We start from the raw sequence: 22466 nt of genomic DNA, 5'->3' as shown, positions 1-22466 counted from the left end.
AGCCTTTAGGCGACAGCAGGGCCGTAGTTGCACTTATGCAGATAGGAAAAAATTTTATACTTTCCAATCTGCTAAAAAAACACCCTCACCTAAATTAGGCAAGGGTGTTGTAGCAAGAGAGTAGCGATAAGGGTATGCGAAAAGATACACCCTTTTTGTGCTAATCACTTACACCCTTTTTAGCCTCTCTGGACTATCTTAAAAGGTGATTCATTATGCAACAGAGTTATCATCCTCTAACTGAGTTTCATATATATCTTCGTCTTCTTGAATTTCTCCACCAGGAAGTATTACATTTAATAAAATACCAACGATAGTTGCTAAAGCCATACCATGTACTTCAAAGTTTTCAGTAACCTTAATGATTGCTCCACCAATTCCAATGACAAGGATTACAGATGAGATGATAAGGTTTCGATTCACACCTAGGTCAACCTTGCTATCAACTAACATCCGTAAACCTGAAGAAGCAATTATACCGAATAACAGGATAGATACACCACCCATAACAGGGGTTGGTATTGAACTGATTAATGCGTTGACCTTACCAATAAAGCCAAACAAGATCGCAATTACAGCAGCTCCTCCGATAACGAAAATGCTGTATACTCTTGTAATGGCTAATACACCAATATTTTCTCCATACGTTGTATTAGGTGGTCCGCCAAGGAATGCAGCAATCATTGTTGCTACACCATCCCCCATAATTGAACGATGTAGGCCTGGCTTCTTAATTAAATCCTTTTGAACTACTTTACTTAATACCATTTGATGTCCAATATGTTCTGATAATGTAACTGCAGCGATAGGTACCATTAACATCACAATATCCCAAGAGAAGCTTGGTGTGTATGAAACAAATGGTATCAAAAAGTCTGGCATTTCAAAGAAATCGGCTTTTTTCACACCAGTAAAATTAACTAAACCTACAGCTAGTGCGTATAAATATCCACCGACGATCCCGATAAGAACAGGGATTAGGCTAAAGAAGCCTTTTAGGAAGATAGTTGCCAGAATTACGATTGCCAATGTAACTAATGCTACTGAAAAATGAAGTAGACTATAGTTTCCACTTGGATCATTCATTGCCATACCTACTGCAGTTCCCGCTAAACTTAATCCGATAACGATTATAACTGGTCCTACGACAACTGGTGGTAAAATTTTAACTAACCACTTGTGTCCAGTTGCTTTAATTAATAGTGCCACAATACCATATACAAGTCCTGCTAAAAATGCTCCAACCATAGCTGCCCCATGGCCGTCTGTAGCAATTGCTGTTTGTAACGGGATAATGAATGCAAAAGAAGAGCCTAAATATGCTGGTACTTGACCTTTTGTAATTAGTAAGAAAGCTAAAGTTCCTAATCCGCTTGATATAAGAGCTACTGCTGGGCTAATTCCTACAAGAATTGGCACAAGAATCGTTGCTCCAAACATTGCAAACAAGTGCTGTATGCTTAGAAGTCCGAACATTCCAATGTTAGGTACATCTCGTATTCCCAAAACCGGTTTTTGATTATCTTTGTTCATAATTAAAAATTCCTCCTCATAAATAAAATGCCCTAAATAAAAAAATCTTTGTGTTTTTTACACAAAGAGGTAGACGAATCCTTACAAAGTGAGAAGGAATGTTACCCCTTTGCTAGCCTCTCTGGACTACAATTAAAGGGTTTTTATTAATTTTTATGAATGGTTACTTGATCAACTGTGTCAATATCTTCTAATTCAACAACTATTTTTTCTGAGCTAGCAGTAGGGATATTTTTCCCTACGTAGTCAGCTCTAATCGGAAACTCACGATGTCCTCTATCGATAAGAACTGCAAGTTGAATTTGAGCTGGTCTTCCTATGTCAATTAGAGCATCTAATGCAGCTCTAACTGTTCTACCAGTGAATAATACGTCATCCACCAAGATTACTTTTTTATTGTTGATATCAACCGGTATATCAGATCCTTTAACAATCGGCTCTTTATCCGCTGTTTTTGTTGTTAAGTCATCTCTATATAGTGTGATGTCTAACTCCCCTACAACAATCTTTTTACCTTCAATTTGCTCGATTTTATCTGCAATTCGTTGAGCCAGATAAATTCCTCTTGTTTTGATTCCCACGATTACACAATCTTCAATTCCTTTATTTTTTTCGATAATTTCATGGGCAACTCTTGTTAGCGCTCTTCTAATTGCTTGAACATCAAGTACAACAGCCTTTTCAGTCAACTTGTTCACCTCACTTTTTGCAAACTCCCTTGTAACGAAAAATGTCCTCTCACCGCTAGTGAGAGGACATAGATAATACACAACAGGATACACCTATCCCATTGACATCCGTTTCCTTCTCAGCCTCACGGGACTGATTTTAAAGGGGCTCATTTAATTAACTTAATCATACGTTGACTATCGAAATTTGTCAACGATTATTTATCAGGTCTTTTATCGTCTAAGTTTTTCAAGTAATTCTTCAAAGTCATTTGGTAAAGGAGCTTCGAACTCAAGATATTCTGAGGTTCGTGGGTGAATAAAGCCTAACAAACCTGCATGTAATGCTTGTCCACCAATATCTAGAGTCTTTTTCGGACCATATTTTGGATCACCAACTAAAGGGTATCCGATATACTTCATGTGAACTCTAATTTGATGCGTTCTGCCTGTTTCTAGCTGACATTCAACAAAAGTAAAATCCTTCATCCGCTCAATGACATTAAAATGAGTAACAGCTACTTTACTATTCTCGTCAGTAACTGTCATACTCTGGCGGTCTCGCTTATCCCTGCCAATAGGAGCATCAATCGTTCCTTGGTCATGCGGTATAACACCATGTACAATTGCCTTATACTTTCTGGTTACAGTTTTTGCTACTAGTTGATTGACTAATGATTCATGAGCTAAATCGTTCTTTGCCACCATCAACAAACCAGAAGTATCCTTATCAATTCTATGCACAATTCCCGGTCGAAGTACCCCATTAATACCTGATAAGTCCTTACAGTGCGCCATTAAGCCATTAACAAGTGTGCCACTCATATGACCAGGAGCTGGATGAACAACCATCCCTTTAGGCTTGTTCACTACAAGTACATCTGAATCCTCATAATAAATATCTAAGTTCATTTCTTCTGGTACAACATCTAATGCTTCTGGTTCAGGTATGTTAACTTCAATAACATCACCTTGATTACACTTGTAACCCGTTTTTACAATCTTACCATTTACAGTAACATTGCCTTCTTTAATCCATCCTTGTACCTGATTTCTTGACCACTCTGTATTGAAGCTAGAAACAACCTTATCAATTCGGTCATTTTGCTGATTCTCTTCAATCGTTAGTTCGAATTGATTCATCTGTTTTCTCCTTATCTAATTTTCCTTCGAATAATGTAAGTATTAGTATAAAACCTACGCCTATCACAAGTGCTGAATCTGCAATATTAAAAATAGGAAAATCATATGTAAAAATGTATGTATCTATAAAATCAACAACTTCTTTACGAAAGATACGGTCTATAAAATTTCCAATTGCTCCTCCAAGCATAAAAGCCAATGCAATACCAAACAATTTTTGATTCGGCTTTAGCTTTTGGATATAAATAACAAGCATAACTAGCACAATAGCGGTAACGATATAAAAGAACCACATCTGTCCTTGAAGTATTCCCCAAGCTGCGCCTTTATTTCGGTGAGAAGTTATGTATATAAAATTCTCAATTACAGAAATACGGTCTCCAATCTCCATATACTTTACAATTACCCATTTGGTAAGCTGGTCCAAAATAACAACAAACAATGCCAGTAAATAATAATACACAAAAACGCCCCCATATCAACTTACTATACCTATTGAATTTTAGCATATGATTGATTTGCTGTACAATCTAAACTGGGGAAACCTAGAAGAGAACAGAAGTAAAATACTATTACTTCTGTTCAACTAAGTAAAGATGGTTTTCACGTTGAAGAGGAATAACGTTACGATCATATAAATCAGTGAAGGTAAAATCATAAATGGATCGTGCAGTAGGCAATATTCTTAGTTTTTCGTACGGTATTTCTTGACCTGTTTCCTCACATATCCCATATGAACCAAGTTTCATTTTTCGTAACGCACGGTCCACGTCCTGTAAATCTTCTTTTATATGTGTGATGACAATTTTTTCTTTCTCTGTCTTTTCATCTTGAAAAAAGAGTTCTGAACTAACCTCATATTGTGTTGATTGTGCTAACCTAGACAATAATTCTTGTTTTGTTAACTCTAACTCCGCTTTAATCTCTGCATATTGACCGTTCATTGGAACGCCTCCTTATCATGCTTTTGATTAATGCTTAAATAACATCTCTATAAGGTAGTATAGATAGTGTTACCTTTTTGAGTTTTCATTAAAGCCAACAAGTTTTTCCTTTTAACTTTATTCAGCAGAAGTCCCCTTACTTCTATAAGTGGGATGCAAAAAGAGTATACAATTCAGTCGCGATTCATACTACGACAGAATAAAGTTAAAGCCTCCGGCGGACGCCACGATTTTTAAAAGGAAATTTTCCACGCTTTAACTGGCAATATTGCCCTAACGGCCAACTGCCAGTAAAAGCCTGAGAGTGAACAAAGACTAACAGCGCCACGTCCTGTGGCAACGTCTGTGTGACCCACTTCCTGTGGGCCGCAACTAGGATCAGTGGAAAATCACCACTGATTAAGTTTCACTCTATCGAGCAAACTCGAAAAAAATCGGGCGCAAATATGCCAAGGCGCATTTGATAGTTTATTTGTTACTCACATAATACGAAAAACATGATTCCTTATGACCGCTGGCAAGCTGTGTTTTGATGTACAGAATAAAATGTATTCTTAATATGAAGCAATAAGAAAAATACCATGAACTTAACATGGTATTTTTCTTTTATTATATTCAATTACTTAGCATAATGTGTATCTACTACTGATCCACAACGGGAGCAAAGAGTTGGATGGTTTTCATTTTCACCAATTGTTGTCGAAACAACCCAACAACGATCACAAGTTTCTCCCTCTGCTACTTTCACTTCAATTTTAACAGTATCAAAAACTTGTGCTGACTCTGGTGCATCTTCATAAGAACCACCGATTTCAAATCCCGAAACAATAAATAGTTGTTGTACATTTTCTTCTACAGAAGCTAGTAATTCCTGAGTCTTAGAATTTGGATATAGAGTAATACTTGCAGCTAATGATTTACCGATAACTTTTTCATTTCTTGCATTTTCAAGTGCCTTTAATACATCATCGCGTAACTCCATAAATGCATCCCACTTGGTTTCAACAGCTTGTGCATTTGGAATATTTACAGATTCCGGCATAGCCACTAATTGCACACTTTCTTCTTGAACAGATTGAATATGAGACCATACTTCGTCAGCTGTATGCGGCAAAATTGGTGTAACAAGCTTCGTTAAGCTTAATAATGTCTCATATAATACTGTTTGAATTGCACGACGATCTTTATGATCTGGTGCCTCGATATATAAAATATCCTTTGCAAAATCAAGATAGAACGAGCTTAGCTCAATAGTACAGAAATTATGAACAGAATGATATACAGCTGCAAACTCATAATTATCATATGATGATTTAACCTTATCAATTAACTTATTTAACTTAACAAGGATATATCGGTCAACCTCACGAAGCTCCTCAACTGGAACAGCATTTGTTTCAGGTGAGAAATCACTTAAGTTTCCTAAGAGGAATCTAAATGTATTTCTAATCTTACGATATACCTCTGCTACTTGTTTTAAGATATTATCTGATACTCTTACATCAGATTGATAATCAACTGAAGCAACCCATAATCGAAGAATATCTGCACCTAACTGGTTCATAACTTTCGCAGGAACAACAACATTTCCTAGAGATTTACTCATCTTACGGCCTTCCCCATCAAGAGCAAATCCGTGGCTTAAAATTCCCTTATAAGGAGCTTTTCCTGTAACAGCTACTGCAGTAGATAATGAAGAGTTAAACCATCCTCGATACTGGTCGGAGCCCTCTAAATATAAGTCAGCAGGACGTTGTAAATCGTCTCTTTCTAATAGAACCGCTTGGTGAGAAGAACCTGAATCAAACCATACGTCCATAATGTCTGTTTCTTTTGTAAATACACCATTTGGACTTGATTCATGAGTAAAACCTTCTGGTAACAAATCCTTTGCTTCTCTTTCAAACCAGACATTTGAACCATATTCTCTAAAAAGGTTTGAAACATGGTCAATTGTTTCATCTGTAATAATTGGATCACCATTTTCACCGTAGAACACTGGAATTGGCACTCCCCATGCACGTTGACGCGAAATACACCAATCGCCACGGTCACGTACCATGTTAAACAAGCGTGTTTCTCCCCATGCCGGTACCCACTTCGTTTCCTTTACAGCTTGCAATAAGTCTTCTCTAAAATCTTTTATTGAAGCAAACCATTGAGCAGTTGCTCTAAAAATAGTAGGCTTCTTTGTTCTCCAGTCATGTGGATAAGAGTGTGTAATGAATGAAAGCTTTAGTAATGCACCAGCTTCAGTTAACTTTTCAGTAATTGGCTTGTTGGCTTCATCATAGAATAAACCTTCAAAACCTTCCGCTTCGCTTGTCATATATCCTTTTTCATCAACTGGACAAAGAACCCCAATACCGTATTTTTGTCCGACAATAAAGTCGTCTTCACCGTGACCTGGAGCTGTGTGAACACATCCTGTACCAGCATCTGTCGTTACATGATCCCCTAGCATTACTAATGAGTCGCGACCATACAAAGGATGAACTGCAACAGCATTTTCTAATTGGCTTCCCTTAAACGTTTTTACAACTGAAACAGACTCCCAGCCCACTTCTTTTGTAACAGACTCAACTAATGCGGAAGCAACAACATATTTGTTATTATCAGCATTAACAACACTATATTCAAGGTCTGGATGTACACTAATACCTAAGTTTGCAGGAATAGTCCAAGGTGTAGTAGTCCAGATAACAATTTTTTCGTCCCCTTCTAAAACACCTTTACCATCTCTTACAGGAAAGGCAACATAAATTGAAGGTGATTTTTTATCTTGATATTCGATTTCTGCTTCAGCAAGTGCAGATTCACTTGATGGAGACCAATAAACAGGCTTTAATCCTTTATAAATATAGCCTTTTTTAGCCATCTCACCAAAAACTTTAATTTGTTGTGCTTCATACTCTGGCTTTAGTGTGATATATGGGTTTTCCCAATCACCTCGTACACCTAATCTTTTAAATTGTTCACGTTGGTTATTAATTTGTTCATAGGCATATTCTTCACAAAGTTTACGGAATTCTGCAACACTTAGCTCTTTTCGTTTTACTTTTTTATTCTTAGTAAGTGCAGTTTCAATAGGAAGGCCATGTGTATCCCACCCTGGCACATAAGGTGCATTATATCCATTCATGGACTTAAATCGAACAATCATATCCTTTAGGATTTTGTTTAAAGCATGACCCATATGAATATCACCATTCGCATATGGAGGTCCATCATGTAAAATGAAAAATGGGCGGTCTTTTGTTCGCTCTTGCACCTTTTTATAAATATCCATTTGTTCCCATCGTTCTTGCATTTCAGGTTCACGATTTGGAAGATTCCCACGCATTGGGAATTCAGTTTTCGGCATTAATAACGTATCTTTGTAATCCATTTTTTATCCTCCTACGAGTTAATATCAGCTTAGTTTAAAAACTTACACAACTATACTAGCTACTGTAAGTCAGTTCCTCTTACTTCTTATGTAACCAAAATTTCATATCTACATACAGAAGTAGAAGTTCTGAAATTTAAGAAAATACAAAAAGACCTTCTCATCCCAGAAAGGGACGAGAAGGTCTCCCGCGGTACCACCCTTATAGACTATATAGAAATCAAATAGTCCACTTATCATTCGTAACGTGAATGTAATCGCAGTTACTTACAGTAATTTCAGTACTGAACTCCAGGGTGATTTTCATTTCCACTGCTTATATCGAGCTTCCACCGTCCTCGACTCGCTAGTTGTTTATAAGCTTTTGTAGAAACTACTGTCCCTTTCATAGTTACTAGTATATTTTATTGTTCTTTTCACTTTTTAGCTTTGTTGTAAAATTATATTCGTAATAACTGATTGAGTCAAGGTTTAGAACTTATTTTTCTTCACTTTCTGCAAAAACAGGATCAACATTATATTCCATTAGGTGATCCCAATCGTCATTGCTAAGCATGTCCAATTGTGCTTCAATTAGCATTCTAAAACGATTTCTAAAGACCTTTGATTGCTTTTTAAGTTCTTCAATTTCTATTGTAATCTTTCTTGATTTGGCAAGTGATTCATTTATAATACGATCTGCATTTTTCTCAGCTTCTTTTATAATTAGTTTAGCTTCTTTAGATGCATTACGCTTAACTTCCTCTGCAGTTTCTTGCGCAATCAAAATGGACTTATTTAATGTTTCTTCGATATTTGTAAAATGACCTAGTTTTTCATTTAGTTCGGATAATTTAGATTCAAGCTCTTTCTTCTCACGAATGACTAATTCATAATCCTTGATTACCTGATCAAGAAATTCATTTACTTCATCTTCATCATAACCACGAAACCCTTTATTAAATTCTTTATTATGAATATCTAATGGCGTTAAAGGCACAAGTGCCACCTCCAAAAAAATTTATATGATGTATTCCTTATTCACTACATAAAATGAATACTTTAATATTCGACAGAAATCCTTAAAATCCTTCAAGAATTTTTTGTTTAAGGAAATTTATAAAAATAATGATATGTATAAACTGATGTTAGGGTTAATTCAATTCCAACTCCATAGGCGTACGTTTTTGTTCCTAAATTTGTTTACCAATATTAATTTTCCATTTATCTTTTTTCGTCTTACCATCAATCGTATGGAGTTTACTTCTACCATAGCCCCTAAGCGAAAGAACATCTTCTTCCTTACATTCAAAGGAGGAATGTTCAATTTTTTTCCAATTAACCTTAACAAGACCATTTTCAATAAATGCTTGCGCCTTCTGTCTCGATATTTGATAGATAGATGCCAAAACCACATCTAACCTCAAAGAAGAGACAGTTACTGCCTGTTCGGCCCATTGATCCTTGATCTCGAGCAAATCCTTACTATGGATTTCCTTAAGGGAAACAGTTGCTCTTCCTACCGAATTAAAATTCATTTGTATGTAGTCTGAGATCTCTGTTGCAACTACCAATTGAACTCTTTCTTCATTCGTGACAATATCACCAAATTTTGACCGTTTAAGTCCGAGGGACATTAATGACCCTAAAACCTTACGATGATCAATGGTTACAAACTTTGTGGGATACTGTATCTCAAAATAGGATAGCATAAAATCTTCTTCATTCGGTTGAAAATAGCTAGGGTAAATAAGTGCCCGCTTCCGCTCACAAGATTCTTTTCCACCTGAAAATTCTACTAATGTATCTCCACTCGAACCAATCACTAGTTTAACGATTTCTTGTTCACGCGGATCAAGAAAATCAATTAACTTTGGACTATATTGTTCCTCGACGTTTTCTCTCCACTCTAATACTTGATCAATAAATGCATGCTCTTCTTTTCGAAAATGTTGATATAGATTCATTGATACTCTCCAACTTATATGAATTAACAATAAAATGACAATTCATTATATAGTAGCAAAAAAGAAAGGGAACTTTTTAATTTGAGCCCCCTTTCTACAAACCAGTTATTTAAAACATGGATTGTAATGCATATAATCCTCGACCTGCAAAATTTAGAACTAAAATACCAACGATAGGCGAAATATCAATCATACCAAGTGGTGGGATAAACCTGCGAAACGGTTCAAGATATGGTTCACAAATTCTTGTTAAAAACTGCCCAATTGCTGATTCTCTAGCATTGGGAAACCATGACATTAAAATATAAATAATTAATGCGTATGAGTAAATCTCTAACGCCTTACTTAAGATATAAATAACAAGCGCCATTCACTTACCACCCCTTATCTGCGTATTCGTCATTCGAGACAATTTCTGAAATATTACCAGACACATCTACATTGTCCGGTGTGCATAGGAAAATATTAGATCCTATACGTTGAATGTCTCCACCTATGGCATATACTGTACCACTTAAGAAATCAACAATTCTCTTTGCCTGGTCATGCTGAATTCGTTGCAGGTTAACTACTACAGCTCGTCGATTTTTTAAATGGTCAGCGATCTCTTGAGCCTCTGCATATACTCTAGGTTCAAATAAAACGACTTTTGAAGACTTTTGGACACTCTGAAGGCTTACGACATTTTGTTTATTTGCAGCTTTTACTGGTTTAGTAGGTTCTGCCTCTTCTTCAAAATAATCTTCTTCGTCATATTCATATTCATCTTCAAGTGCAAAAAAACTTTTAAATTTTGACTTTATACTCATAATGAACACCCTCTTTTAAAATTCTTTTCCTACCAATGAAGTTCCTAGCCTTATAAATGTCGCCCCTTCTTCAATAGCAATTTCAAAATCATTTGACATTCCCATTGAAAGTTCGTTACAAGGAGCGTATGTAAGACCTAAAGCTTGTACATTATTTTTCAACTCACGCAAGTCTCGAAAACAGTTTCTTATTAGTGCATCGTCTTCCGTATATGGAGCCATGGTCATCAAACCAACAACCTCAATTGAAGGAAAATCAATAAGTGCCTTAACAAATGGAATAACTTGTTCAGGCTCAATTCCATGCTTTGATTCCTCGCCAGATGTATTTACTTGAATAAAGCATTTTTTTTTGTTTTCTGCTCTCTTTTGAATTTCTTCGGCTAACGATATTCGGTCTAAAGAATGAAGATAATCGACTTGATTAATGATACTCTTTACTTTCTTTGTTTGAAGAGATCCAATAAAATGCCAAGTTGCATTATCCTCAATAGCCTCTTTTTTCTTGAGAAGCCCATTATCTCGATTTTCACCAATATGTATAACTCCTGCCTCTATAGCTTCCTTAGTAGTTTCAATACTAACATATTTCGTTACGGCAATAATTGAAACTGTTTCTTCACTACGATTTGAACGGGCACACGCTGCAGCAATTTTTGTAGTAATTTCCTCAAGGTTTGTCTTTACATTCATCTCATCAAACCTCCTTTATGCCAATAAAACTCATCATTCGTCCAGTTTTACCATTATCCTTACGATGAGAAAAGAAAAGATTATTTTCACAACTAGTACAATATGAAGAAACACTAATATGATTTTCTCTTATTCCAGCTTTTTTTAATAACTCATAGTTCAATTGTTTTAAATCTAATTGATATTGACCGTCCTCTTTATTACTGAAAATGTTAGCACTTTCTATCTCTAGATCTCTAACTAAGTTGATAACATAATCATCTACAACGTAACAACACTTCCCTATTGCTGGTCCAATAGCGGCAAATATTTGATGAGGTAATACACCTTCTTCTCGCCATTTTTGTACCATCTCACCTGCAATATTCTTCACAGTTCCCTTCCAGCCCGCGTGAGCAATTCCAATTAACTGCCTATCAGGCGAATAAAAGAAGAGAGGAACACAGTCAGCATAACAAAGTGTTAACAGTATGTTTTTATCGTCAGTATATAGTCCATCAGTATCTTTTATACTATTAGAATAGTCATAAACTCCGGCACCAATGTCACTACTTGAAACCTTTACTATTTTATTATCATGTGTTTGTTCAGAACAAACCCATCTCGAAGTTGGAAAATCAAGGAGTGTACCTAGCAAATTACGGTTTGAACCAACTGTATTTGGATTATCTTTTACATGAAGTCCGAGATTGAAGGACTCGTAGTCAGTTGAACTTATCCCTCCAACTCTTGTTGTAAAACCAGCTACTAGCATATCAGCCGATAAATTATTCCAAGTTGATAACTCGAGCACTTGTTCACTTTTTCTAACAAATGGTTCTATACTCATAACAGCAACCCTTTTTTATGTCGTTATTTGTAATTTAGAATGGTCATCTAATATGCCACTTATAAAAAATTAGCCTTTCTTTTGCCTATTTTATCATAGTTTAGCAAAAGAAAGGAGTGGATGATAGGAAAAATGTCAAAATTTAGCCTGATTTATTCTACCTCTTTGTGTGTTCTAACCAAAATTACATCTTTCCCCACTTTAATTATGTTTCTCCAAGGAATGACTACCTCTTGCTCCCTTCCAAATAAGCCTAATACTCCACCCGATCCAGTTATTACAATGGACTCAATTTTTCCTGTTGCAAGATTTATGTCAATATCTCCAATATTTCCTAATCTGCGTCCATCAGCAACACTAACAACGTCTTTTGTTTGAAAGTCTGATATTTTCACCATCGGCAACCGCTCCTCCTATATTTCCATTATTATAAATATATGATTGAATTCTTACTTTTTATGAGATAAATGATTAAATACTTATATAAAATAAATACAAGGAAATGATAATAAAATTTCGACTGATTTTCCCCATTCCCTGTGGTCGATATTCTTACAATAGAGGCTAGCCGGGAATAGTTTCGCTATGCCGGTGGTAATTATACTTTCTAAACAAAAAAGACATTCGTATGAAGCTACGAATGCCGGTTCTTTTTCAATTTAGAGTTTGACAATGCTTGTACCATTTATGTAAAAGTTCTTTACATAGTTATCATTAGTTTTGAATGTTTTTATTCATTTGTTTTATTGCTGCCTTCTCAAGTCTTGAAACTTGAGCCTGCGAAATTCCGATTTCCTCAGCAACCTCCATTTGTGTTTTACCTTGGAAGAATCTCTTCCGAAGAATGAGCTTTTCTCGATCATTTAGTCGTCTCATACCTTCTTTTAGAGCAATTTCTTCAATCCAATGGGAATCACGGTTGCGCTCATCACTTAATTGATCCACAACATAGATTGGATCGCCACCATCATTATAAATTGGCTCAAATAATGAAACCGGGTCTTGGATTGCATCAAGAGCAAATACAATTTCTTCATGCGGTACCTCTAGTACCTTTGAAATTTCCTCAGCTGTAGGTTCCCTTGAAGTTTCACTCATTAGACGCTCCCTAACCTGTAAAGCTTTGTAGGCAATATCCCGTAAAGACCGTGAAACCCTTATCGGATTATTGTCTCGTAGGTATCGTCTAATTTCACCGATAATCATCGGTACAGCATATGTTGAGAATTTAACATTTTGGCCTAGATCAAAGTTGTCAATCGATTTCATAAGTCCGATACAGCCAACCTGAAATAAATCATCAACAAATTCGCCTCTGTTGTTAAAACGTTGGATCACACTAAGCACTAATCGTAAATTTCCATTTACGAGCTTATCGCGAGCAGACAAATCTCCACTTTGCATTTGTCTAAATAATTCTCGCATTTCTTCATTCTTAAGTACTGGAAGTTTTGAAGTATCTACACCACAAATTTCTACTTTATTTCGTGTCAATTCTTTCCCTCCTAACAGGAGTTGCTGTACAAAGTTAAGTATCTCCGTAAGAGGGAAAAATATGCATTTCCTATCGACAAGTATTTATCTGATTTCCTCCAATATCCTTACAAATCAACAAGTTACATGGAATAAATATTTTTTCAAAAGCAATATTACACCATTTTATTAAACTCTTTCCTTAACCGTTTTATGATTCGCTTTTCTAATCTTGAAATATAGGATTGGGAAATTCCTAACATATCCGCTACATCTTTTTGTGTCTTCTCTTCACCACCAATTAATCCAAAACGCAATTCCATAATTTGTTTCTCCCTATCATTTAATTGGTGCAGTGCCTTAACCAATAACTTTCGGTCAACGTTTGCCTCTAAATCTTTGGTAATAATATCCTCTTCTGTACCTAATACATCTGATAATAATAACTCATTGCCATCCCAATCAATATTTAGCGGCTCATCAAATGAAACCTCAGAACGAATTTTATTATTTCTTCTAAGATACATTAGGATTTCATTCTCAATACACCTTGAAGCGTAAGTGGCAAGTTTAATTTTCTTTTCGGGATTAAATGTGTTAACAGCTTTTATTAATCCGATTGTTCCAATACTAATTAAATCCTCGATATTTATACCAGTATTTTCAAACTTCCTTGCAATATATACTACTAATCGTAAATTGCGCTCAATTAAAATAGAACGAGCAGCTTGGTCACCACTGGGCAGTTTCCCTAAGAGATGTTCTTCTTCATCCTTTGAAAGTGGAGGTGGTAATGCTTCACTACCGCCAATATAATATATTTCATCTGTTTTTAATCCAAGTTTTATTAAAAGTTTATACCATAAATATGTAAATTTTAGTTTTAGCTTTGCCACTGAAAGTTCTCCCTTCTATTTTGTAAATTTCAGAGTATGATTATTATAAGAACTGATTCTTATTACCTGTTTTCTCCCTTTTTTAAGATGCTGATGGGATAGTTGACGAAACAAGCATCTTAGGATGAACAATACAGTCATATTCACCATCTGTTGACAATGTTGTGTGATTTAATGCGATTAGTCCTTTTTTAACGATGATATCCTCATTTCCTTTATGAATCGTAATAAGATCTGGTATAAGAGCAAATAAAAACTGGTGATTCTGCCCTACTCCTCTATATGGAATGAGCCGAACACGATTTTCCCATTTATGTGGTTCTGTTAATGAATCACTGGTTAATAATTCAATATTCTTTGACTGTTCAATTAGGGATTTTGGAAAATAACTTTCAAATTTAGGAGTATCTAATATCATTACTGGTCTTTTCGTTATAGGATCAAACAGTTGGTTACCACTGTCAATTAACCCTCTCGCTTTTAACTCTACATCATCAATTTGAATAGTTACGTCAACAATCTGGTCATAAAATATTTGCTTCGTTTCTATATCAGAGATCCTATTTTTAGAAAAGTACCAAAGTATAGGAAACCCTAGTAATACAAAGCCCCAGCTTATTGGATTACCGTAACGTGTGGAATCAGTTAATAACACTCCATCTAATACAGCAACTTCAAATTCCAAGAAGTAATGCACACCTATCATTCCACCCCCAATCATAAACGTAGTGAAATAAAAGGTTAAAAGACCTTGAAAAAAATAACGAAACCTTTTATAACCAAAAGCAACCCCAACTATAGCGAATGAAAATAGTAATTTTGTAAGTGGATGGGAAGCAATGGTTGCAAATGGCGATACGATTAAAAGAACAAGAAGCGATCCAATAAACGCACCAACTACTATTCTCCACTTAATTATCCTTCGTTTTAGGATAAATGCTGTTAATAATAACAATAAGGCGTCAAAGGAAAAGTTTAATAACCAAATGACATCCAAATAGATATACAATCGATTTCTCCTTTCACGGATTCATACTCCCATTGTTTGTAAATAAAAATAGTTAGCTTTTGAGATTCTATTGTTTGAAAGTTTTGTATTCAAGCTTAAAAATTAGTATATAGTACATCTTATATGGAAGTCTGTCATTTCATGCCGATTACAAAGGAGAAATTTTGAAAGATTACTTCTATTTTTGTCAGTAGGGTTAAATTCATTGGGGAAAAGATTGATGTAAACGAGATGAAAACAAGTTAAAAAGGCATTCGACAATTTATTTGTCAAATGCCTTTTCTATTATAATAAGGTAAATGCTAGTCTTACTTACCCTCTTCTATTACGATTACGTAAGAAAGTAGGGATGTCAAGTGCATCCTCAGCTTGATGAGATGAACGTGTATGCATTTCCTGTTGTGGTTCTTCACGCTTAACTTCACGCTTAGGCGCTACTGCTTGTTGTTTTGTATTGAATGAAGGGCGAGATTGACGAGTTGGGTCAATTTCTGCCTCAACAAACCCTGTAGCAATTACAGTAACGATAATTTCTTCTTTAAGGTTCTCATTGATTACGGAACCGAAAATCATATTTACTTCTTGATCAGAGGCTGATGCTACGATATCAGCAGCTTCTTGAACTTCATATAAACTTAAATTCGTACCACCAGTGATATTCATTAAGACACCTTGGGCACCGTCAATAGAAGTTTCAAGTAATGGACTTGAAATAGCCTTTTTAGCAGCTTCAGCAGCACGGTTTTCACCAGTAGCAACCCCAATACCCATTAATGCAGATCCTTTGTTCGACATGATCGTCTTAACATCGGCAAAGTCTAAGTTAATTAAGCCTGGTACCGCGATAAGGTCAGAAATACCTTGTACACCTTGTCGTAAAACATTATCTGCTTCACGGAATGCTTCAAGCATTGGTGTGTTTTTGTCAACAATTTCTAATAAGCGGTCGTTTGGAATAACAATTAGTGTATCTACTGATTCTTTCATTGCAGAAATTCCGCCTGCTGCTTGTGTTGCACGCTTTCTGCCTTCAAACGTGAATGGTCTTGTTACTACACCTACTGTTAATGCACCTAAATCTCTTGCAATTTGAGCGATAACAGGAGCAGCACCAGTTCCAGTTCCTCCACCCATTCCAGCAGTAACAAATACCATGTCAGCTCCTTTTAAAGCTTCTTCGATTTGTTCTCTACTCTCTTCAGCTGCCTTTTTACCAACCTCAGGATTAGCTCCTGCTCCTAATCCACGAGTAAGTTTACCACCTATTTGCATTTTTATTTCAGCTTTAGAAAGATTTAAGGCTTGTGCATCTGTATTTACAGCTATAAACTCGACACCTTGAACGCCATGTTCTATCATTCGGTTTACAGCGTTATTTCCACCGCCACCTACACCTATTACCTTTATAGTAGCTAATTGATCAACATTTGTATCAAACTCTAACATTATTAGATCCTCCTAATTTGCATATATACTTCTCTTTTAAACAAATACGCATACGTATTTGCGCCCAGCTATTTAACCAAAGGAAAGTATCCTACTAGTTGATTGTGGACATTTTTTGATAGTTAGCCTATTTGGCTTAATACTATTCAATGCTGGTAAACCAACATTGAAAACACGAGTCTTCCGCCGGGAGGTTATCATTTTAATTCGGCGTATGCAGAATTAAACTTCTACCTATTCAAAGAAGAGACCAAAAAATCTCTTAACCTTTTTCCCTATATTTTGATCACCATTTGTGTTGGTTTTAGAGTTATTTTTAGCTTGAGGCTGGCGAGCAGGTCTTTTTTCAGCACTGTCAATCGAAACTGAAGAACTAATCTTTGTACCTTGTATTCTTGCATGCTCGTAAGCAAATTGAAGTAAACCTACACCAGTTGAGAATTGTGGTTCTCTAACACCAATATAATCTGGTTTTGCAATTCGTACATTACTTCTAAATACAAGCTGAGAAAGCTCTAAAACCCCAGGCAAATTAACCACTCCGCCTGTTAAAACAAAGCCTCCAGGCAGATCACCTATGCCCATTTTCTTAATTTCCTTTTGAACCAATAATAGGATCTCTTCTAATCTAGCTTCGATAATGTCAGAGATTTGTAATTGGCTATATTGTTCATGTTGATCACTGCCAATAATAGGTACGTTAAATACTTCTTCCTCTGATGCATCATCATAGAAGGCATGTCCATGTTTAATTTTTATTTTTTCAGCATCCTCAGTTGATGTCCGTAATCCAATAGCCAAATCCTTAGTAATATGGTCACCACCAACAGGAAGTACACTAGTAGATTGTAAGAAGCCATCATTAAATACTGAGATAGTAGTAGAGCCCCCACCCATATCGACAAGAGCAACACCAAGATTCTTCTCGTCATCTGATAATGATATAGAACCTGCTGCAAGAGGTTGTAAGCAAATCGCTGCGATATCAAGACCTGCCTTTTCAACACAGCGTAATAAGTTATGTAGTATTGTTCTGGAAGTTGTAATAATTGTACCTTCAACTTCTAGTCTTACCCCTAACATACCACGAGGGTCACTGATTTCATCATATCCATCTACAATAAATTGCTTTGGAATCATATCTATTATTTCTCTCTCAGGTGGAATAGAGATAAACTGTGCTGCATCAATTACACGAAGTACGTCATCATTACTAATTTCTCGATTCTGACGAGATTCACTTGAAACAGCAACAACTCCATGGGCATCCTGTAATTGTACATTGTTAGCTGGTACACTTACAACTACTTGATTAATAGAGACTCCTACCATTCTTTCTGCTTGTTCAATTGCCTTTTTGATAGAATGAACGGTTTCGTCTATATCAACTATAGTTCCTTTTTTTAAGCCCTCAGATTTAACATTACCCACACCAATTATGTTAAGAGAATCATCGACCATTTCACCGATAATAACCTTAACACTGGATGTACCGATGTCAAGACTAACACTTATTTCATTGCTGTTCATTCTGTGGCACCTCCTTTTTCATAAAACACAATTCAAATATAACATTTTTGTCGAACAACAATTATTATTTTTCAAAATATTATTCTACATATGGAAAATATTCAACAACAACTTAATATTTCCCTTTATAAAATATTAACTTTTTTCTATTTTATCACGAGAAAGGCTCCATTTGGATATAATTATTCGTCTAATTACTGCGATATTTTGGAAAAGTCTTACCCCAAAAGCGAACACAGCCACTAAATACAAGTCTACACCAAGATGTACACCTAGAAAAGCTAAACTTGCTGCTAAAAGAATATTAAAAAAGAAACCTGAAACAAAAACAGATTGATCATAAATATTTTGTAGATGAGCCCGTATTCCCCCGAACAATGTATCAAGTGCAGCTAAAACTGCTATCGACAAATAGTTCGAGTACTCAGCAGGAATTTTAAATTCTGATAATAAACCAAGGATTATACCAACGATTAGACCGAAAATTGGAAGCCACATTACTACTTTTCCACCTTTATCACTTTTTATCAGGTTCCATATGAGTAATCCGAATCGGATCGTCATAAGAAGGAACAGTAACAGCCTTGCTAGGCTTAGTTATTTTCAAACGTAAGTTGTCAATAAAAAACTGTCGTTCAGCCTCAGATGCTTTTAATTTATTATATAACCTCTCCGCATCATCGGCGATTACGTTTATTTCGATGGGTAGTGTTGAAATTGTATATGAGTCAATTTTTGGTCTACCTTGTATTTCACGTATGACCGTAGTAGAAATTACACGGTGACCATCAATAGAAATTGCCTTGGCTTGATAAGAATTCAACTCATTTACTAGCCATCTAAGTAAACTTGGAGAAATATATCCAGCCTGTCTCCCAGCTTCATTAAAGGATTGTTCAACAGTAATCGTAATTCCAGGACCAGTCATTTCTGTTAAACCGGCCTCTTTCCTTAATTCATCCAATGTTTCTTGTAAAATAAGTATCCTACTATCGTCCCGCTCATTTTCGTACTGTTCCATTTTTGCTTCATAAGTATATATTTGAGATAATAAATCTGTGTACAACTCTTGTGATTGCTTTAATGCTTCACGTAATTCCCATAAGTCACGAGTATCACGAACTTCAGGTTCTTGAATGGTTTGAAATTGGACTGCAACCATGAAACCTATAATACCCGTAATAACTGTAAAGCTCATAACTTTCTTTTTGTCCAATAAAACCACCTAACTTTCTAGTAACGCATTTTATTCATCTGCACTTAATAGAGGGTCCATTACGATATCTGACTTTGTTTCGATTTTCACGACAATATTATCTTGTATGAGTTGGTCGGTAATACCACCGTTCATATTCAAAGCAGGAGTTAATACTCCTGGATCACCGATAGCCGAAATAACAAAAGGTGCCGGGTATGGCTTGCCATCCACTACTACTACAGGTCCGTTACAATAGATATAGGAGTTTGCATTTAATCTTTTTCCATTAACTGAAACAGCCTGAGCCCCTGACACATACAATTCATTTATAACCTTAAATAAGTGACTTTCATGTACAAGATAATTATTAATATTAACATCCTTGCCAGACGGTACATATGAAGCGTCCTCTAGCGTTACAACAACTCCACTACCCTTTACGGCAATTTCACCAACAACCATACGATATTTTTCAACTTCTTCAACGAGATTATAATAGATTTGCTCTTGTTCTTCGTTAGCAAGGTCTGCTTCTATCGCTTGAATTTGATCTTGTTTTTCAAGTAATTCCTTTTGTAGTCCACGATTCTTTTCATTCTGATTATTAAGTTGGGTTCTAATCTTATTTTCTTCATTCCATTGTTGATCAGAAATTGGATTTGCCTCTAACTGTTCTTTCGTAAACGAATACGAAAAAGAAATCATAAAACCTAAAACTAAACAGACAAATGATAGAATGACATGCCTACCCCTCACCTTCATTAGTATCCATCTCCTCTTCAGTGGTGTTCTGATATTCATAAGGTATAAAGGTTGGTACAACATCCAACTCAATATAACCATTTAGGCTTGGATCCAACTCACTAACTATAGAAGGGTATGCTTCAATATTTTTCGAAATATTACGGACCGTCGCTCTCACTTCATACCCGTCATTCATATATAGAGTCATGTGAAGTGGGTCATACTCAGTAGGAGTATAATGAATTTCCGAGATAAGATTTGCAAGAGTTGGTTGTATTTCAGCTAATTCTTTAGCAAGAATTTTCGCTCCAGCCTCCTCCCAGCCTACAAGGATAGGAGCGTCCGCTGGTAAAATATTTTCATCTTTTTTAATAGGATTAATAATATCCCCATTTTCAATAAGTGGATGAAATTGATTATTCATATTAATATACCCGACTCTTTTATACTCAGTTATATTTATTACTATAGTATTAGGTAGTTTTTTTTCAATATGTACATTCTTTATTTCAGAGTGCTTCTTTATTCGATCAGTTACATCATTTTGATTAACCTTCCAAAAGCTTGTCCCAATTTTTAAATCACTAAGTCCAACTAAAAAGTCTGTTGATAGACTCTGGTTTCCCTTAACTGTAATAGTGCCAATTTTACTTAAAGGGGATTGAAAATATAGGACTCCTGACAACAATAGAAAGAAGAAGGTAATGTACATAATTAACCTTCGATTTGCTTTTTGTTTTCGTCTTTCCTTTAACTTAGGAATTCTATCTTCAATGGTAACAACCTTCTGCTTCGCCAAAAACCTTCACCCCACTAGGGATAATTTTCTTAATCAATTTGTTATTTCTGTAACGTAAAGAAACGGCATGAAACATGCCGTTTTGTAGGAAGTACAACAACATAAACATGTTATTGTATTATATCATAATTTCCTAAGAATTGGGTGATAAAGAACAAGCCTATTTTCCTAATTTTTACGTGGAGTTTTTAGAAAAATATCTTTTTAAAGGGGTCTTTTCAAAAAGAAGTTCCTTTTGCCTGTTTTCTTTTAAGGTGAATGTACAAGGATTTGTGATTTCCGCTCCTGGTACTCGCTTTCCGCGGGCGGACCGTGAGCCTCCTCGTCGCTACGCTTCTGCGGGGTCTCACCTGGTCACGCTTTTCCCGCAGGAGTCTCGCACCATGCGCTCCAATCACTCTATTAAAATTTATTATTCTACTCAAGAGACGAATTTAAAAATTGTGCAAGCTACCTTTGTAAAAGACTATTTCAATCAAATACTTCTAGCTTCTACCAATTATCTCAACTTCGGTATGCATGGTTACACCGTGTAAAGAGTGTATTTTTTCTTTGACATATTTTATTAATTCTAGAACATCTTCAGCTTTTGCATTTCCGGCGTTAACAATAAAGTTTCCGTGCATTTCGGATATTTTCGCTCCGCCAATTGTATAACCCTTTAATCCTGATTGTTCAATTAGTTGGCCGGCATAGTTTGGCAGTGGATTACGGAATATACTCCCTGCACATGGTAAATCCCAGGGCTGTGTATCACGTCGATAGTCTTTATTTTTCTTCATTACTGCTACAATATCTTCTTTATTACCTTCTGTAAGCTGGAAAGTCGCTTCTACAACGATGCCCGGTCTCTTTGTTTGCAATACTGAAGTTCGATATGAAAATTCCATATCCTCTTTCGTTAACCATTCAAATGTTCCGTCCTCGAACAATATATGAGCTTTGGTTAAGATCTTAGAAATATCAGATCCATGTGCACCAGCATTCATATAAACAGCGCCGCCTATGGAACCAGGAATTCCACTAGCAAATTCTAAGCCTGACAGTCCTTTTTTTCCAATAAGTACTGCTAAACTAACCACTGAATAACCTGCACCGACTGTAATCGAATTTCCTTCAATATCCAAATGATTAATTCCGTTACCGAGTTTAATTACTGCGCCTTCTATTCCTTTGTCAGAAACTAATAAATTTGAGCCCCTGCCAATTGCTCTCCATTTTATGCCATGCTTCTTTACAATATCAATGGTTTTTTTTACTGATTCCACACTATTAGGTTCTATAAATATATCTGCAGGACCACCTATTTTAATTGTGGTGTGCTTTGCTAGTGGCTCGTTTACCAAAACCTTACCAACATTTGCATCCATTAGTTCTTTTGCAATTTTGTCCATATTAACCTCCTTTACCAGAAACGG

24 protein-coding genes and 1 other annotated feature are annotated in these 22466 nt (G+C 35.8%); of the genes, 1 reads left to right on the top strand and 23 read right to left on the bottom strand.

Going from position 1 to position 22466, the window contains the following annotated elements; all coding sequences use genetic code 11:
* Positions 1 to 213 precede the first annotated feature (213 nt).
* From AB3M96_RS01805 to AB3M96_RS01700, 22 genes are all read right to left on the bottom strand, one after another.
* Positions 214 to 1533 (bottom strand): solute carrier family 23 protein, encoded by a 1320-nt coding sequence (locus AB3M96_RS01805; RefSeq protein ID WP_412965839.1) that lies wholly within the window; start codon positions 1531 to 1533, stop codon positions 214 to 216.
* A gap of 146 nt (positions 1534 to 1679) precedes the next feature.
* Positions 1680 to 2222 carry a bifunctional pyr operon transcriptional regulator/uracil phosphoribosyltransferase PyrR gene (gene pyrR / locus AB3M96_RS01800; protein ID WP_412965890.1) on the bottom strand — a complete coding sequence of 181 codons (543 nt, stop codon included), beginning with the start codon at positions 2220 to 2222 and terminating at the stop codon, positions 1680 to 1682.
* A 213-nt stretch (positions 2223 to 2435) separates the two neighbouring features.
* The gene (locus tag AB3M96_RS01795) at positions 2436 to 3344 is read right to left on the bottom strand and encodes an RluA family pseudouridine synthase (RefSeq protein ID WP_412965838.1); all 909 of its coding nucleotides are present in this window, start codon (positions 3342 to 3344) and stop codon (positions 2436 to 2438) included.
* Positions 3319 to 3807, bottom strand: a complete 489-nt coding sequence (gene lspA / locus AB3M96_RS01790) for a signal peptidase II (protein WP_412965837.1) — start codon at positions 3805 to 3807, stop codon at positions 3319 to 3321. The genes AB3M96_RS01795 and lspA overlap by 26 nt, the downstream gene beginning before the upstream one ends.
* 109 nt (positions 3808 to 3916) lie before the next feature.
* Positions 3917 to 4288 (bottom strand): TraR/DksA C4-type zinc finger protein, encoded by a 372-nt coding sequence (locus tag AB3M96_RS01785; RefSeq protein ID WP_412965836.1) that lies wholly within the window; start codon positions 4286 to 4288, stop codon positions 3917 to 3919.
* 619 nt (positions 4289 to 4907) lie between these two features.
* Positions 4908 to 7676, bottom strand: coding sequence for an isoleucine--tRNA ligase (gene ileS, locus AB3M96_RS01780; protein ID WP_412965835.1), 2769 nt, complete (start codon positions 7674 to 7676; stop codon positions 4908 to 4910).
* A 168-nt stretch (positions 7677 to 7844) separates the two neighbouring features.
* Positions 7845 to 8074, bottom strand: a binding site (T-box leader).
* Positions 8075 to 8154: 80 nt separating this feature from the next.
* Positions 8155 to 8655, bottom strand: a complete 501-nt coding sequence (locus AB3M96_RS01775) for a DivIVA domain-containing protein (protein ID WP_412965834.1) — start codon at positions 8653 to 8655, stop codon at positions 8155 to 8157.
* A 193-nt stretch (positions 8656 to 8848) separates the two neighbouring features.
* Positions 8849 to 9622: a YlmH family RNA-binding protein gene (locus AB3M96_RS01770; RefSeq protein ID WP_412965833.1), complete on the bottom strand. Its 774-nt coding sequence runs from the start codon at positions 9620 to 9622 to the stop codon at positions 8849 to 8851.
* A gap of 109 nt (positions 9623 to 9731) precedes the next feature.
* Positions 9732 to 9992, bottom strand: coding sequence for a YggT family protein (locus tag AB3M96_RS01765; protein WP_412965832.1), 261 nt, complete (start codon positions 9990 to 9992; stop codon positions 9732 to 9734).
* 4 nt (positions 9993 to 9996) lie between these two features.
* On the bottom strand, positions 9997 to 10431 hold the full coding sequence (locus AB3M96_RS01760; RefSeq protein WP_412965831.1) for a cell division protein SepF: 435 nt from the start codon (positions 10429 to 10431) through the stop codon (positions 9997 to 9999).
* Between the two features lie 15 nt (positions 10432 to 10446).
* Positions 10447 to 11124 (bottom strand): YggS family pyridoxal phosphate-dependent enzyme, encoded by a 678-nt coding sequence (locus AB3M96_RS01755; protein WP_412965830.1) that lies wholly within the window; start codon positions 11122 to 11124, stop codon positions 10447 to 10449.
* A 4-nt stretch (positions 11125 to 11128) separates the two neighbouring features.
* Positions 11129 to 11953, bottom strand: coding sequence for a peptidoglycan editing factor PgeF (gene pgeF / locus AB3M96_RS01750; RefSeq protein ID WP_412965829.1), 825 nt, complete (start codon positions 11951 to 11953; stop codon positions 11129 to 11131).
* Between the two features lie 152 nt (positions 11954 to 12105).
* Complete coding sequence (locus tag AB3M96_RS01745; RefSeq protein ID WP_412965828.1) at positions 12106 to 12351, bottom strand: YlmC/YmxH family sporulation protein; 246 nt, start codon at positions 12349 to 12351, stop codon at positions 12106 to 12108.
* 316 nt (positions 12352 to 12667) lie between these two features.
* On the bottom strand, positions 12668 to 13489 hold the full coding sequence (gene sigG, locus AB3M96_RS01740) for an RNA polymerase sporulation sigma factor SigG (protein WP_412965889.1): 822 nt from the start codon (positions 13487 to 13489) through the stop codon (positions 12668 to 12670).
* 113 nt (positions 13490 to 13602) lie between these two features.
* Positions 13603 to 14322 (bottom strand): RNA polymerase sporulation sigma factor SigE, encoded by a 720-nt coding sequence (gene sigE, locus AB3M96_RS01735; RefSeq protein ID WP_412965827.1) that lies wholly within the window; start codon positions 14320 to 14322, stop codon positions 13603 to 13605.
* Positions 14323 to 14404: 82 nt separating this feature from the next.
* Positions 14405 to 15331 (bottom strand): sigma-E processing peptidase SpoIIGA, encoded by a 927-nt coding sequence (spoIIGA, locus tag AB3M96_RS01730; protein ID WP_412965826.1) that lies wholly within the window; start codon positions 15329 to 15331, stop codon positions 14405 to 14407.
* 312 nt (positions 15332 to 15643) lie between these two features.
* A complete protein-coding gene (gene ftsZ / locus AB3M96_RS01725; protein ID WP_412965825.1) occupies positions 15644 to 16777 on the bottom strand; it encodes a cell division protein FtsZ in 1134 nt (377 codons plus the stop codon).
* A 234-nt stretch (positions 16778 to 17011) separates the two neighbouring features.
* The gene (gene ftsA / locus AB3M96_RS01720) at positions 17012 to 18307 is read right to left on the bottom strand and encodes a cell division protein FtsA (RefSeq protein WP_412965824.1); all 1296 of its coding nucleotides are present in this window, start codon (positions 18305 to 18307) and stop codon (positions 17012 to 17014) included.
* 135 nt (positions 18308 to 18442) lie between these two features.
* Complete coding sequence (locus AB3M96_RS01715) at positions 18443 to 18805, bottom strand: small basic family protein (protein ID WP_412965823.1); 363 nt, start codon at positions 18803 to 18805, stop codon at positions 18443 to 18445.
* A 19-nt stretch (positions 18806 to 18824) separates the two neighbouring features.
* Positions 18825 to 19532, bottom strand: coding sequence for a DUF881 domain-containing protein (locus AB3M96_RS01710; protein ID WP_412965822.1), 708 nt, complete (start codon positions 19530 to 19532; stop codon positions 18825 to 18827).
* Between the two features lie 21 nt (positions 19533 to 19553).
* Positions 19554 to 20261 carry a DUF881 domain-containing protein gene (locus tag AB3M96_RS01705; protein ID WP_412965888.1) on the bottom strand — a complete coding sequence of 236 codons (708 nt, stop codon included), beginning with the start codon at positions 20259 to 20261 and terminating at the stop codon, positions 19554 to 19556.
* A complete protein-coding gene (locus AB3M96_RS01700; protein WP_412965821.1) occupies positions 20251 to 21048 on the bottom strand; it encodes a cell division protein FtsQ/DivIB in 798 nt (265 codons plus the stop codon). Before AB3M96_RS01700 ends, AB3M96_RS01705 begins: the two co-directional genes overlap by 11 nt.
* 140 nt (positions 21049 to 21188) lie before the next feature.
* Here AB3M96_RS01700 and AB3M96_RS01695 point away from each other — a divergent pair, with 140 nt between their 5' ends.
* Positions 21189 to 21584 carry a hypothetical protein gene (locus AB3M96_RS01695; protein WP_412965820.1) on the top strand — a complete coding sequence of 132 codons (396 nt, stop codon included), beginning with the start codon at positions 21189 to 21191 and terminating at the stop codon, positions 21582 to 21584.
* Here the strand turns inward: AB3M96_RS01695 and murB are convergent.
* Complete coding sequence (gene murB, locus AB3M96_RS01690; RefSeq protein ID WP_412965819.1) at positions 21534 to 22442, bottom strand: UDP-N-acetylmuramate dehydrogenase; 909 nt, start codon at positions 22440 to 22442, stop codon at positions 21534 to 21536. The two genes, AB3M96_RS01695 and murB, sit on opposite strands and share 51 nt — an antisense overlap.
* Positions 22443 to 22466 lie beyond the last annotated feature (24 nt).

It is taken from the genome of Ferdinandcohnia jepli (assembly GCF_047246645.1).
Classification (GTDB): domain Bacteria; phylum Bacillota; class Bacilli; order Bacillales; family Bacillaceae_L; genus Ferdinandcohnia.
Note: the sequence above shows the minus strand (reverse complement) of the source record. Positions and strands in the feature narration are given on the sequence as shown.